At 70.0% G+C, this 14,024-nt stretch carries 5 protein-coding genes, 1 tRNA gene and 1 rRNA gene; 1 reads left to right on the top strand and 6 read right to left on the bottom strand.

All coding sequences use genetic code 11. The features are described 5' to 3' along the window. Positions 1-324 precede the first annotated feature (324 nt). The 3 genes from ACFV6E_RS33700 to ACFV6E_RS33690 form a co-directional block, all read right to left on the bottom strand. Positions 325-3,087, bottom strand: a complete 2,763-nt coding sequence (locus ACFV6E_RS33700; protein WP_385466911.1) for a DNA translocase FtsK — start codon at positions 3,085-3,087, stop codon at positions 325-327. A 233-nt stretch (positions 3,088-3,320) separates the two neighbouring features. Then, positions 3,321-4,001: a two-component system response regulator gene (locus tag ACFV6E_RS33695; RefSeq protein WP_385164628.1), complete on the bottom strand. Its 681-nt coding sequence runs from the start codon at positions 3,999-4,001 to the stop codon at positions 3,321-3,323. A 331-nt stretch (positions 4,002-4,332) separates the two neighbouring features. Further along, positions 4,333-9,831, bottom strand: a complete 5,499-nt coding sequence (locus ACFV6E_RS33690; protein WP_385466908.1) for a HAMP domain-containing protein — start codon at positions 9,829-9,831, stop codon at positions 4,333-4,335. 343 nt (positions 9,832-10,174) lie between these two features. Between ACFV6E_RS33690 and ACFV6E_RS33685 the strand changes: the two genes are divergently transcribed. Then, the gene (locus ACFV6E_RS33685; protein WP_385164624.1) at positions 10,175-12,925 is read left to right on the top strand and encodes a SpoIIE family protein phosphatase; all 2,751 of its coding nucleotides are present in this window, start codon (positions 10,175-10,177) and stop codon (positions 12,923-12,925) included. 61 nt (positions 12,926-12,986) lie between these two features. Here the strand turns inward: ACFV6E_RS33685 and ACFV6E_RS33680 are convergent. From ACFV6E_RS33680 to rrf, 3 genes are all read right to left on the bottom strand, one after another. After that, positions 12,987-13,059: transfer RNA gene (locus ACFV6E_RS33680), tRNA-Thr, on the bottom strand. A gap of 96 nt (positions 13,060-13,155) precedes the next feature. Next, a complete protein-coding gene (locus ACFV6E_RS33675) occupies positions 13,156-13,818 on the bottom strand; it encodes a DegT/DnrJ/EryC1/StrS family aminotransferase (protein ID WP_385164736.1) in 663 nt (220 codons plus the stop codon). Positions 13,819-13,932: 114 nt separating this feature from the next. After that, a 5S ribosomal RNA gene (rrf, locus tag ACFV6E_RS33670) occupies positions 13,933-14,024 on the bottom strand; the annotation flags it as partial.

The raw sequence follows: 14,024 nt of genomic DNA, 5'->3' as shown, positions 1-14,024 counted from the left end.
TTCGAGCGTGTAGCCACCTGTGCTGGAAGTTCAGTCTATGGGGGGTACGAAAGGGTGGGGCAACCGGGCGGTAGGACTTTGTACGCCATCAGAATGGCCGGTCATCCTGATGTGGGGACATGTGCTTGTCCCCTCCCTCAACTTGACGTACGCCGAAGGGAAACGGTTGCTCACGGATCCCTTACGGAGAGGTCACGTTCGGATACCCGCCGGTCGCGGTTTCATCCCTGCCTCGACCGGCCGCCCGTATTTCCTCGGCCGTCACTCCCACCCCTGCCTCAGCCGTCACTCAGGTCCCGGTCGGCCTTCACTCCCGCCCCGGTCTCAGCCTTCGCTCTCGCCCCGGATCACCGCGAGCACCCCGTCCAGCTCGTCGGCCTTCACCAGGACGTCGCGCGCCTTGGAGCCCTCGCTCGGGCCGACGATGTTGCGCGACTCCATGAGGTCCATCAGACGCCCCGCCTTGGCGAAGCCGACGCGCAGCTTGCGCTGAAGCATCGAGGTGGACCCGAACTGCGTGGAGACGACCAGCTCGGCCGCCTGGCACAGCAGGTCGAGGTCGTCGCCGATGTCCTCGTCGATCTCCTTCTTCTGCTTGGTGCCCACCGTGACGTCGTCCCGGAAGACCGGCGCCATCTGGTCCTTGCAGTGCTGGACCACGGCGGCGACCTCGTCCTCAGTGACGAAGGCGCCCTGCATACGGGTCGGCTTGTTCGCGCCCATCGGCAGGAAGAGCCCGTCGCCCTTGCCGATCAGCTTCTCGGCGCCCGGCTGGTCGAGGATGACCCGGCTGTCGGCGAGCGAGGAGGTGGCGAAGGCGAGCCGGGAGGGCACGTTCGCCTTGATCAGGCCGGTCACGACGTCCACGGAGGGCCGCTGGGTGGCGAGCACCAGGTGGATACCGGCCGCGCGCGCGAGCTGCGTGATGCGCACGATCGCGTCCTCGACGTCGCGCGGCGCCACCATCATCAGGTCCGCCAGCTCATCGACGATCACCAGCAGGTACGGGTACGGATGGAGCTCGCGCTCGCTGCCCTCGGGCAGCTTCACCTTGCCTTCCCTGACGGCCTCGTTGAAGTCGTCGATGTGCCGGTAGCCGAACGCCGCGAGGTCGTCGTAGCGCAGGTCCATCTCGCGCACCACCCACTGGAGCGCCTCGGCGGCCCGCTTGGGGTTGGTGATGATCGGCGTGATCAGGTGCGGGATGCCCTCGTAGGCGGTGAGTTCCACGCGCTTGGGGTCGACGAGGACCATGCGCACGTCCTCGGGGGTGGCGCGCACCATGATCGAGGTGATCAGGCAGTTGATGCAGGACGACTTGCCGGAGCCGGTGGCGCCGGCGACCAGCACGTGCGGCATCTTCGCCAGGTTGGCCATCACGTAGCCGCCCTCGACGTCCTTGCCGAGCGCGACCAGCATCGGGTGGTCGTCCTCCGCGGCGTCCGCGAGCCGCAGCACGTCACCGAGGTTGACCATCTCGCGGTCGGTGTTCGGGATCTCGATGCCCACCGCGGACTTGCCGGGGATCGGGCTGATGATCCGTACGTCGGGGCTGGCGACCGCGTAGGCGATGTTCTTGGTGAGCGCCGTGATCTTCTCGACCTTCACCGCGGGGCCGAGCTCGATCTCGTAACGCGTGACCGTCGGGCCGCGGGTGAAGCCGGTGACGGAGGCGTCGACCTTGAACTCGGTGAAGACGTTCGACAGCGAGGCCACTATGGCGTCGTTGGCGGCGCTGCGCGTCTTGCCGGGCCCGCCGCGCTCCAGCAGGTCCAGGGACGGCAGCGAGTAGGTGATGTCCCCGGAGAGCTGGAGCTGCTCCGCGCGCGGGGGCAGCTCCCGGTGCTCGTCGGGCGCGGCCTTGGTCAGGTCCGGCACAACCCGCTCGGCGTCGTCCGCCTCCTGCCCGGCCGCCTTGGCGGCGGGCTTCTTCCCGGGCGCCGGGACCGGGGCGGCCTTGGCGCGCGCGGCGGGTACGGGCGTGGTCTCCTCGTGCCCGTCCCGCTCGACGCGGACGCCCTGGGTGAGGTCGGCCACGACGGGCGAGGGCGGCATCCCATGGAGCACGGCCCCGTCCAGCGCGGCGGCGGCCGCGGCCGCGACGTCGACGGCGTCCTTCGGCCGGTCGAAGTCGGGCTGCTGCGCGGCGGAGCGGCGGGGCCTGCCACGGCGCTTGCTCAGCGCCTCCTGCTCCGCGCCGTCGGGGTCGTACCCCTGGGTGGCGGGCGAGCGCCGCCTCGAGCGCGCGGGCAGCGCCTCGCGCCACTGCTCCTCGTAGCGCTCGTCGTCCTCCCCGACAATGTCGGCGTCGTCGTAGGACTGGAGGATGCCGAGCTTCTGGCCGAGCAGCCGCAGCCGCTGCGGGATCGCGTTGACCGGGGTGGCCGTCACGACCAGTAGGCCGAAGACGGTCAGCAGCACCAGCAGAGGTACGGCGAGGACGTCACCCATCGTGTACGTCAGCGGGGTGGCCGCGCCCCAGCCGATGAGCCCGCCCGCGTCCCTTATGGCCTGCATGCCATCGCTGCGCGCGGGCGAGCCGCACGCGATGTGCACCTGGCCGAGCACGCCGATGACGAGCGCCGACAGGCCGATCACGATGCGTCCGTTGGCCTCGGGGCGCTCCGGGTGCCGGATCAGGCGTGCGGCGATGATGCCGATCAGTATCGGGACGAGCAGGTCGAGCCGGCCGAAGGTGCCGGTCACCAGCATCTCGACGAGGTCGCCGACGGGGCCGCGCAGGCTCGACCAGGTGCCGGCCGCGGTGATCAGCATGATGGCGATCAGCAGCAGCGCGACGCCGTCCTTGCGGTGCGCGGGGTCGAGCCCCCTGGCGCCCTGCCCTATACCGCGGAACATCGCCCCGATGGCGTGGGCGACGCCGAGCCAGACGGCGCGGACGAGCCGGTACACGCCCGAGGTGGGGCTGGGAGCGGGCTTCGGCGGGGCCTTCTTCGCCACGGCCCGCCTGGCGGGCGCCTTCTTGGCCGCCACCTTTTTCGCGGGGGCCTTCTTCGCCGGAGCCTTCGTCGGAGCGGCCGCCTTCTTCGCGGGCGGCTTCTTGGCTGCGGACTGACGTGAGGCCATGTGTGTGAGGTTACCGGGGGAGACGACAGCGGACACGTGTGCCTACTGCTTCACCCGTTCGTGTCGCCTTCGGCAAGTACGGGAACTGACGGCGGTGACGGGCACGGGAACTGACGGCGACTCATCGGCCGTACCCGGTCCGGCGACCGCCGGAGAGGGCGGCACCGCCCGCGCCCCTTACGGGACTTGCCCCACGTCCTGGCGGGCCCTGCCCCGCGCTCTGAGGGGCTTGCTCAGCTCTGGGAGGGCACCGAGGGAGCGCCGTTCCCGGCGCCCGGCTCGAGGGCGTCCAGCGCTCTGCGCAGGCCCGTGAGTTTGCGTTCGAGATGGGCTGCCGTCGCCACGGCCGCCGCGTCCGCCGCGTCGTCGTCGAGCTGTTTGGAGAGCGCCTCCGCCTGCTCCTCGACCGCCGCGAGCCGCGCGGAGAGCTCGGCCAGCAGACCGGCCGGCTCCCTGGTCTCGCCGACCGCGGGCTTGCCGCCCTCCAGTTGCAGACGCAGCAGCGCGGCCTGCTCCCGGAGCTGGCAGTTCTTCATGTACAGCTCGACGAACACGGACACCTTGGCGCGCAGCACCCAGGGGTCGAACGGTTTGGAGATGTAGTCCACCGCGCCTGCCGCGTACCCGCGGAACGTGTGGTGCGGACCGTGGTTGATGGCGGTGAGGAAGATGATCGGGATGTCCCGGGTCCGCTCCCGCCGCTTGATGTGGGCGGCTGTTTCGAAGCCGTCCATGCCCGGCATCTGGACGTCCAGCAGGATCACCGCGAAGTCGTCCGTCAACAGCGCCTTGAGTGCTTCCTCCCCGGACGATGCCCGCACCAGTGTCTGATCGAGCGCGGAGAGGATCGCCTCCAGCGCCAGCAGATTTTCCGGCCGGTCATCGACCAGGAGGATCTTGGCCTTCTGCACCATGGCCCGCCCTCCTCGCCCCGGCATGGGGCCTCCCCTGTCCGAAGGACTTGGGGAAGCACCGGGGGCCGCCCCACGGAACGGCTCCCTTGCGCCGCCCGTCCTTGTGCCGGTCATGGTAGCCGCACCCCGCCTGTCGCCACACCCTGTCACCGCGATGTCACTGTGCACGTAGCAGAAACGCAGCAGGGGACCAGAAGGTTCCCCGAATTGCGGGTTCCTACACTGCCTTGACCACGGTCAGTTATGCCACCCCGGGTCCGGCCGACCGTACGGCGGGGTCGCCGAACGATGCGATCCGGCCATGAACGGCGGCCGGCGGGGCGGACTTCGATCACCTCTCCTGCATCCACTGTTCCATCACGGTGAGCAGATGATCAGGGTCGACGGGCTTGGTCACGTAGTCGGACGCGCCCGACTCGATGGCCTTCTCCCGGTCGCCCTTCATCGCCTTCGCGGTGAGCGCGATGATCGGCAGACCGGCGAACTGCGGCATCCGACGGATCGCGGTGGTCGTCGCATACCCGTCCATCTCGGGCATCATGATGTCCATGAGGACGACGGTCACATCGTCGTGCTGCTCCAGGACCTCGATGCCCTCGCGGCCGTTCTCGGCGTACAGCACGGACAGGCCGTGCTGCTCCAGGACGCTGGTGAGCGCGAAGACGTTGCGGATGTCGTCGTCGACGATCAGCACCTTCTCGTTGTCGAACCGGATGCCGCGGCGCGGCTGCGCCGTCGCGTCCTGCTGCTGCCCGTTGCCCGTCCAGTGGTCCTGCGCCGCGGGCAGGGATGCGGCCGTTCCGAGGGCAGGCAGACGCGGCCGCTCGTGCCCGTCGGACACCGTCCTGCGGCGCCTGCGGAAGAGCGCCGCGGGCCCGTTCTGCGTCTCCTGGTACGACTTCACCTCGGCCGGCATCTCGACGCAGCCCTCGGCGAGCTCCGGCTCTGAGGCGACCAGCTCACCGGCCTCCAGGGCCGGGAGGAGCTGCCCGTAGCCCTGGGGCGGCAGTTCGCTGGGGTGCAGCGGCAAATACAGCGTGAACGTCGAGCCGCGGCCCGGTTCGCTCTGCGCGTGAATCTCGCCGCCCAGCAGCCGCGCGATCTCCCGGGAGATGGACAGCCCCAGACCCGTACCGCCGTACTTGCGGCTCGTGGTGCCGTCCGCCTGCTTGAACGCCTCGAAGATCACCCGCATCTTGCTGGCCGCGATCCCGATGCCGGTGTCGGCCACCGAGAACGCGATCAGTGCGTCGCCCGCCTCCCGCAGCGAGCCGGACTCCAGGAGCTGCTCGCGGATGGCCACCGGGACGTCCGCGCCGGCCGGCCTGATGACCAGCTCGACGGCTCCGGTGTCGGTGAACTTCACCGCGTTGGACAGCAGGTTGCGCAGCACCTGAAGCAGCCGCTGTTCGTCGGTGTGCAGCGTGGCGGGCAGCTCCGGCGAGACCCGTACGGAGAAGTCGAGGCCCTTCTCGGCGGTCAGCGGGCGGAACGTGGCCTCCACGTAGTCGACGAGCTGGACCAGCGCGATCCGGGTCGGGGAGACGTCCATCTTGCCCGCCTCGACCTTCGACAGGTCGAGGATGTCGTTGATGAGCTGGAGCAGGTCGGAGCCCGCGCCGTGGATCGTCTCGGCGAACTCGACCTGCTTCGGCGTCAGGTTGGTGTCCGCGTTGTCGGCGAGCAGCTTGGCGAGGATCAGCAGCGAGTTGAGCGGCGTGCGCAGTTCGTGCGACATGTTGGCCAGGAACTCGCTCTTGTACCGCATGGAGACGGCGAGTTGCTCGGCGCGCTCCTCCAGGACCTGCCGCGCCTCCTCGATCTCGGTGTTCTTGACCTCGATGTCGCGGTTCTGCTGGGCCAGCAGCTCGGCCTTCTCCTCCAGCTCCGCGTTGGACTCCTGGAGGGCCTTCTGCCGGTTCTCCAACTCGGCCGACCGCTCGCGCAGTTGCTCGGTCAGCTCCTGCGACTGCTTGAGCAGCACCTCGGTCTTGGTGTTCACCGAGATGGTGTTGACGCTCGTCGCGATCATCTCGGCGATCTGGTTCAGGAAGTCCTTCTGGATCTGCGTGAACGGCGTGAACGACGCCAGCTCGATCACTCCGAGCACCGTGCCCTCGAACAGCACCGGCAACACGATGACCTGCGCGGGCGGCGCCTCACCGAGCCCGGAGGAGATCTTCAGATAGCCGCTCGGCGCGTTCTCCACGAGGATCGTGCGCTTCTCCTTGGCGGCCGTCCCGATCAGCGCCTCGCCCGGCCGGAACGACGTCGGCATGGAGCCCATCGAGTACCCGTAGGAGCCGAGCATCCGCAGCTCGTACGCATCCTCGCCGACCGCGTCGGTGTCCACCAGGGGCATGGACAGGAAGAACGCGCCGTGCTGGGCGGAGACCACCGGCGTCAGCTCGCTCATGATCAGCGAGGCCACGTCGTCGAGGTCGCGGCGGCCCTGCATCAGCGCGGAGATGCGCGCAAGGTTGCCCTTGAGCCAGTCCTGCTCCTTGTTGGCGATCGTGGTGTCGCGCAGGTTGGCGATCATCTTGTTGATGTAGTCCTGGAGCTCCGAGATCTCGCCGGAGGCGTCCACGTCGATCTTCAGATTCAGGTCGCCGCGGGTCACGGCGGTCGCCACGCGCGCGATGGCGCGCACCTGCCGGGTCAGGTTCCCGGCCATCTCGTTCACCGACTCGGTGAGGTCGCGCCAGGTGCCGTCGACGTCACGCACGCGTGCCTGGCCGCCGAGCTGGCCCTCGGTGCCCACCTCGCGGGCGACCCGGGTGACCTCCTCCGCGAAGGACGAGAGCTGGTCGACCATCGTGTTGATGGTGGTCTTGAGCTCCAGGATCTCGCCGCGCGCGTCGATGTCGATCTTCTTGGTCAGATCGCCCTTGGCGATGGCCGTGGTGACCATCGCGATGTTGCGCACCTGGCCGGTCAGGTTCGACGCCATGCCGTTCACGGACTCGGTCAGGTCCTTCCACGTACCGGAGACGCCCGGTACGCGTGCCTGGCCGCCGAGGATGCCGTCCGTGCCCACCTCGCGGGCCACCCGCGTGACCTGGTCGGCGAACGAACTCAGCGTCTTGACCATCGTGTTGACCGTGTCCGCGAGCTGGGCGACCTCGCCGCTCGCCTCGACCGTGACCTTCTTGGTCAGGTCGCCGTTGGCGACCGCGGTCGCGACCTGCGAGATGTTGCGCACCTGGCTGGTCAGATTGGCCGCCATCACGTTGACGTTGTCGCTCAGGTCCTTCCAGATGCCGGTGACGCCCGGCACCCGCGCCTGACCGCCCAGCTGCCCCTCGGTGCCCACCTCACGGGCCACGCGCGTGACCTGCTCGGCGAAGTTGGAGAGCTGGTCGACCATCGTGTTGACGGTCGTGACGAGCTCGAGGATCTCGCCCTTCGCGTCGACGGTGATCTTCTTCGACAGGTCGCCCTTGGCGACGGCGGTCGTGACCTCGGCGATGTTGCGCACCTGGATGGTCAGGTTGTTGGCCATGCCGTTCACGGACTGCGTGAGGTCCTTCCAGGTGCCGGAGACACCCTGCACCTCGGCCTGCCCGCCGAGCATGCCCTCCGTACCCACCTCGCGGGCCACCCGCGTCACCTGCTCGGCGAAGTTCGAGAGCTGGTCCACCATCGTGTTGAGGGTGTTCTTCAGCTCCAGGATCTCCCCGCGCGCGTCCACGTCGATCTTCTGCGACAGGTCACCGCGCGCCACCGCCGTGGCGACCTGCGCGATGTTGCGCACCTGGGCGGTGAGGTTGCCCGCCATGCCGTTCACGGAGTCCGTCAGATCGCGCCACACGCCGGCCACGCCGGGCACCTGCGCCTGGCCGCCGAGCCGGCCCTCCGTGCCCACCTCACGGGCCACTCGTGTCACCTGGTCCGCGAACGCGGAGAGCTGGTCGACCATCGTGTTGATGGTGTTCTTCAGCTCCAGGATCTCCCCGCGCGCGTCCACGTCGATCTTCTGCGACAGGTCACCGCGCGCCACCGCCGTGGTCACCTGCGCGATCTGGCGGACCTGCGAGGTCAGGTTGCCCGCCATGAAGTTGACGGAGTCCGTGAGCTCCTTCCACGTACCCGAGACGCCGTCCACGCGGGCCTGGCCGCCGAGGCGGCCCTCCGTGCCCACGTCCCTGGCCATCCGCGTCACCTGGTCGGCGAAGCTGGAGAGCTGGTCCACCATCGTGTTCACGGTGTTCTTGAGCTGGAGCATCTCGCCGGAGACGTCCACGGTGACCTTCTGCGACAGATCGCCGTTCGCGACCGCCGTCGTCACCTGCGCGATGTTGCGCACCTGGCCCGTCAGGTTCCGGAAGGCCGTGTTGACGGAGTCCGTGAGGTCCTTCCACGTCCCGGCCGCCCCCGGCACCTGCGCCTGACCGCCCAGCTCGCCCTCGACGCCGACCTCGCGCGCCACGCGTGTCACCTCGGCACCGAACGCCGAGAGCTGGTCGACCATCGTGTTGACGGTGTTCTTCAGCTCCAGCATCTCGCCGGCCACGTTCACGGTGACCTTCTGCGAGAGATCACCGTTGGCCACCGCCGTCGTCACCGCGGCGATGTCCCGCACCTGCGTGGTCAGGTTCCGGAAGACCGTGTTCACCGAGTCGGTGAGGTCCTTCCACGTCCCGGCCGCGCCCGGCACGTTCGCCTGGCCGCCGAGCTGGCCCTCGGCGCCGACCTCGTTCGCGACGCGGGTGACCTCGTCGGCGAACGTACGCAGCGTCTCGGTCATCTGATTGATCGTCTCGGCGAGCTGGGCGACCTCGCCCCGTGCCGACACCGTCACCTTCCGCGACAGATCACCGCTGGCGACCGCGGTCGTCACCTCGGCGATCCCGCGCACCTGCGCCGTCAGGTTCCCGGCCATCAGGTTCACCGAGTCCGTGAGGTCCTTCCAGACCCCGGCCACGCCCGGCACCTGCGCCTGACCGCCGAGCTCGCCCTCGGTGCCCACCTCGCGCGCCACCCGCGTCACCTCGGACGAGAACGAGGAGAGCTGGTCGACCATCGTGTTCACGGTGTTCTTCAGCTCGAGCATCTCGCCGGCCACGTGCACCGTGACCTTCCGCGACAGATCACCCTTGGCGACCGCCGTCGTCACCAGCGCGATGTCCCGCACCTGCGCCGTCAGCCGGTGCGCCATGGTGTTGACCGAGTCCGTGAGGTCCTTCCACGAACCGGACATCCCGCGCACCCGGGCCTGACCGCCCAGCTTGCCCTCGGTGCCCACCTCGCTGGCCACCCGGGTCACCTCGTCGGTGAACGTCGACAACTGGTCGACCAGGTTGTTCACCGTCCGCCCGACCTTCAGGAACTCCCCGCGCAGCGGATGCCCGTTCCCGTCCGCCGCCTGCGCCCGCAGCTCCATGCGCGGCGACAGATCGCCCTCGGCCACCGCGGACAGCACCCGCCCGACCTCGGAGACCGGCCGTACGAGATCGTCGACGAGGGCGTTGGACGCGTCGATCGCCGAGGCCCAGGAACCCTCGCAGGCGCCCGTCTCCAGCCGCTCCGTGAGCTTTCCCTCACGCCCGACCATGCGGCGCACCCGCGACAGCTCGCCCGTCAGATGCAGATTCCGGTCCGCGACCTCGTTGAAGACGGCCGCGATCTCGGACATCACCCCGTCGCCGGAGACCGTCAGACGCTTGCGGAAATTCCCGTCCCGCATCGACACGAGAGCCGCCAGCAGCCGGTTCAGCGCAGCCGTATCCACCGCGGTGGTCCCATTGCGCGGTTTGCGCTGCTTACTGGGGGACTGTCCGCCCTTCGCGCGCGCTTCCGTGCCCCGCGTCGCTGCGCCAGACTCCACTGTGTCCCTCCCGCAGGGGTCGACCATTACTGCTCTGCGTGCTCAGGTACTCCCGCTCGGCGTACCGTGTGTACTTCTGCTCGGCAGTTCCGGAAGGCACTCGGCCTGTCCGGACCTTCTCATAGAGCCTGCCCAGTGTTTCACCCCGGCCGAACCAGGCCATAACAGTTCGGCAGCTTCGCACATCGTCCGCACACCCTCTGGACGGAAACACTGGTGACCGGCATCCGCATGGACGGCGAAGGTAAGTAACCTTGCATGCGGCTGTCCAGCCGTGCCGGTGTCGTCCGGTCTGGGCGGTGGCACGAGCACGAGCGGGCAGGCATCGGAGGGGCGCCGCACCATGACCACCGGACTGCATCCTGGGGGACCGCCGAAGGATCCCCGGCCCACGGGGGACCAGCCCCTGCCCCGGCAGGAGCGGACGCACGACGACTGCCCGCCCGCCGACAACCGCACGAGGAGTTCTGTGATCACCGCGCGCGCGGCCGCCAGTTTCGAGCCCGTGGGACGGTCGGTCGCGATCGCCCGTGGTTTCGTCCGTGACACCCTCCAGGGCTGGGGCTTCGCCGACATCGTCGACGACGCGGTCGTCCTCACCAGCGAGCTGGTCACCAACGCCGTGGTGCACGCGGGCACGGCCGCGGACGTCCTGTGTCTGCGCAGTGAGGAAGGCGTGCGCATCGAGGTGGCGGACCGCTACCCAGAACGCGAGGTTCCACTCCAGGGAGCCCCGGCCGACATGGGCAGCCCCGACCGCGAGGGCGGCCGCGGACTCCAGCTCTGCGCCGCCCTTGCGGGCCGCTGGGGCGTCGAGTACACCCCCACCCACAAGCAGGTCTGGTTCCAGCTCGACCTTCCGCAGCGCCCGGTCGGCACCCGCGCCGCCGGCCCCTCCCTGCCCGCCGACCTGCTGCCGCTCGCCGACGGCCGGGTCCGCGTCGCGGTCGTCCAGATCGACCGCACCGGCGCCATCGCCGCCTGGAACGAGGACGCCGAGGAGCTCTTCGGCTACACCGCCGACCAGGTCATCGGCAAACCTCTCACCGACCTCGCCGCCTGGCCGCACACCCCCGGCACCAGCACCGGCATCGCCGAGGCGCTCCAGCTCTCCCGCTGGGAGGGCAGCTACGGCCTGCGCGCCGCCAACGGCCGCGTCACCCCGGTGTACGCCTCCCACCTCCGCGTCCGCGACACCGACGGCGAACCGTCCACGGTCTGCCTCCTCGTGCGCAACCACGAACGGGCCGTCCTGCAGACCCCGTTGCGCGGCTCCGCCGGCGACCCGGCCGCCCTGCCCGAGACGCAGACGGCCGACCCCTTCGAGATCTTCATCGGCTCGCCGGCCCCCGACGACCTCGACGGCCTGCTCCAGCGCACGGTCGAGCGCGCCCGCGACATGCTCGACGCCGACTCCGCGTTCCTGCTCCTCGCCACCGACGACGAGACGGAACTCGAGGTACGGGCCTCGACAGGCCTGCCCTCCGCCCGCCAGCGGTTCGCCCGCGTCCCCGTCGAGGCGGGCCCGGGCCGCTACGGCTCCGCCCGCATGCCCGCCGTCCACGACGACCTCATGGCCGTACCCGGCGCCGTTCCGCTGCTGAACGGCACCGGCATGCGCTCCGTGGTCACCGTCCCGCTCAAGGTCGAGGGCCGCCTCACCGGCTCCCTCGGCGTCGCGGCCGAGGGCGCGGGCAGATACTCGAACGAGGAGGCGCTGCGCCTCCAGTTCGCCGCCGACCGCATCGCCCTGGCCGTCGAGTCCGCCCGCCTCGGCGAGCTGGAGCGGCTGCGCCGCGGCTCCCTGTCCTTCCTCGTCGAGGCCTCCGACCTGCTCGCCGGCACCCTGGACCGGGACCAGACGCTGGCCCTGATGGCTCAGATGACCGTCCCGACCCTGGCGACCTGGTGCGCCGTCTACACGATCGCCGACCAGGCCTCCGAGCCCTACCTGTCGTACGTGCTGCACGAGGACGAGGAGCGCATCGACGGCCTCAAGGCGCTGCTCGCCAAGGTCGCCCCGCCGGACCCGGTGCCGACCCCCGGCGCCCGCGTCTGGTCCGCCCCCGCGGAGGCAGCCCACCAGGCGGCGCTGCGCACCTCCATGCGCAGCCTCGGCCTCGGCGAACAGCCCCCGGTCAGCTCCGGCATCGGCCCCACCCTCGCCACCGCCTCCGCCGTCGGCGGCGAGACCGTCGTCCTCCCCCTGGTGGCCCGCAACCGCGTCATCGGCATGCTGACCCTCGGCAAGCCCTCGGACGAACACTTCCGGCAGGAGATCCTCGAACTGGCCGAGGACCTGTCCCGACGGGCCGCCCTGGCCCTGGACAACGCCCGGCTGTACTCGGAGCGCACCGCCATCAGCCAGTCCCTCCAGCGCAGCCTCCTGCCGCCGGAGCCACTGCCCGACGTCGACGGCGTCGAGGTCGAGGTCATCTACCGCGCGGCCGGCGAGGGCAACGAGGTCGGCGGCGACTTCTACGACCTCTTCCCCATCCGCGACGGCGCCTACGGCTTCGCCATCGGCGACGTCTGCGGTACGGGCCCGGAGGCGGCGGCGGTCACCGGCCTCGCCCGGCACGCCCTGCGCCTCCTGGCCCGCGAGGGCTTCGGCGGCCCCGCGGTCCTGGAGCGGCTGAACTCCGCCATCCTCGACGAGGGCGCCCGCAGCCGCTTCCTCACCCTCCTGTACGGCGAGCTGTGGCCCCAGGAGGACGGCTCGGCGGTCCTGAAGGTGGTCTGCGCCGGCCACCCGCTCCCCCTCCGCCTCCGCCAGGACGGCACGGTCGAACCGGCCGCCGAACCCCAGCCGCTCCTCGGCGTCATGGACGACCTGGAGCTGTACGAGGAGACGGTCACGCTCGACCCGGGCGACGTCCTGCTGTGCGTCACCGACGGGGTCACCGAGCGCCGCGAGGGCACCCGCATGCTCGGCGACGACGGCCTGTCCGACGTCCTCACGACCTGTACGGGCCTGACGGCCGGCGCGGTCGCCGCACGCATCATGCGTGCCGTCGAACGCTTCGCCTCCGACGCCCCGTCCGACGACATGGCGATCCTCGCGATGCGCGTCCCGGGCCACCACAAGGACTGACGGGAAAGGCCCGGACACGACGAAGGCCCCCGCCCGAAAGGGCGGAGGCCTTTTGTTTCGGAGCCCCCAAACGGAATCGAACCGTTGACCTTCTCCTTACCATGGAGACGCTCTGCCGACTGAGCTATGGGGGCCTGTCGCCTTTCGGGGTTTCCCCCGCGGCAACGGAATAGATCATACCCCGAACAGAAGGGTGCGCCCAACCACTTCCCGCTGCCCGGTCGGCCCGCTCAGAAGGCCGGCTGCAACAACCCGCCGAGCGCATTGCAGGCGGACACGATCCGCTGCATTTCGCGCCGCGTCAGCGCCGCGTCGACCGGCAGCGCGAGCGTCTCGTCCGCGGCCCGCTCGGTCTCGGGAAGGCATATGTCCTGCCGGAATCCCGGCATACGGTGCACGGGCGTCTTCACCGGCACCCCACAGTCGACTCCCCGCGCCCGGACGGCCCGAGCGAAGGCGTCCCGGTCCGGCCGCCCATTGCCGGGCACGCGCACCACGTACTGCTGATAGGTGTGCCCGTCCCCACCCGCCGGCGTCCGCACCCCGCTCAGCCGCCCGTCGAGATAGGCGGCCCGCTCCCTGCGCTGCGCGATCTCGTCGTACGGCGCCTCGGACTCGCCGTGCTCCAGGATCAGCAGCTCATGCCGCTGGCCCACCGCGTGCAGCCCGGCGATGTCGGCCGGCCTGCCGAAGCGGTGTACGACGACCACGGCGGCGGTCCGCGACGTGACGGCCGCGTCGACCGCACTCACGTCGAGGCAGTACGTGGCGGGATCTATGTCGGCGAAGACCGGCAGCGCACCGGCCTGGGTCACGGCCTCGGCGATCTCCACGTGACCGAAGGCCGGCACGATGACCTCGTCGCCGGATCCGACGCCCGCGGCTCTGAGCATTGCAGCAGTACCCATGTGTCGGATGCTCGTCGCGGAACGTGAACACCAAGTGACACACAATAAAAAAGAGCTGGTCCCCTAACCGAAGTTCGGGGACCAGCTCTATCAATATTAGTTCGGCGGCGTCCTACTCTCCCACAGGGTCCCCCCTGCAGTACCATCGGCGCTGTGAGGCTTAGCTTCCGGGTTCGGAATGTAACCGGGCG

Origin of the sequence: Streptomyces sp. NPDC059785 (assembly GCF_042732375.1) — a bacterium.
In the GTDB taxonomy this organism is placed as follows: Bacteria; Actinomycetota; Actinomycetes; order Streptomycetales; family Streptomycetaceae; genus Streptomyces.
The sequence above is the reverse complement of the archived record's forward strand: the minus strand, read 5'-3'. Positions and strand labels throughout refer to the sequence as shown.

What these genes read in the sequence shown, in the direction of transcription:
- ACFV6E_RS33675 (WP_385164736.1), bottom strand. Translation starts at nt 13,818, where the DNA reads ATGCTCAGAGCCGCGGGCGTCGGATCCGGCGACGAGGTCATCGTGCCG.
- ACFV6E_RS33700 (WP_385466911.1), bottom strand. Translation starts at nt 3,087, where the DNA reads ATGGCCTCACGTCAGTCCGCAGCCAAGAAGCCGCCCGCGAAGAAGGCG.
- ACFV6E_RS33685 (WP_385164624.1), top strand. Translation starts at nt 10,175, where the DNA reads ATGACCACCGGACTGCATCCTGGGGGACCGCCGAAGGATCCCCGGCCC.
- ACFV6E_RS33695 (WP_385164628.1), bottom strand. Translation starts at nt 4,001, where the DNA reads ATGGTGCAGAAGGCCAAGATCCTCCTGGTCGATGACCGGCCGGAAAAT.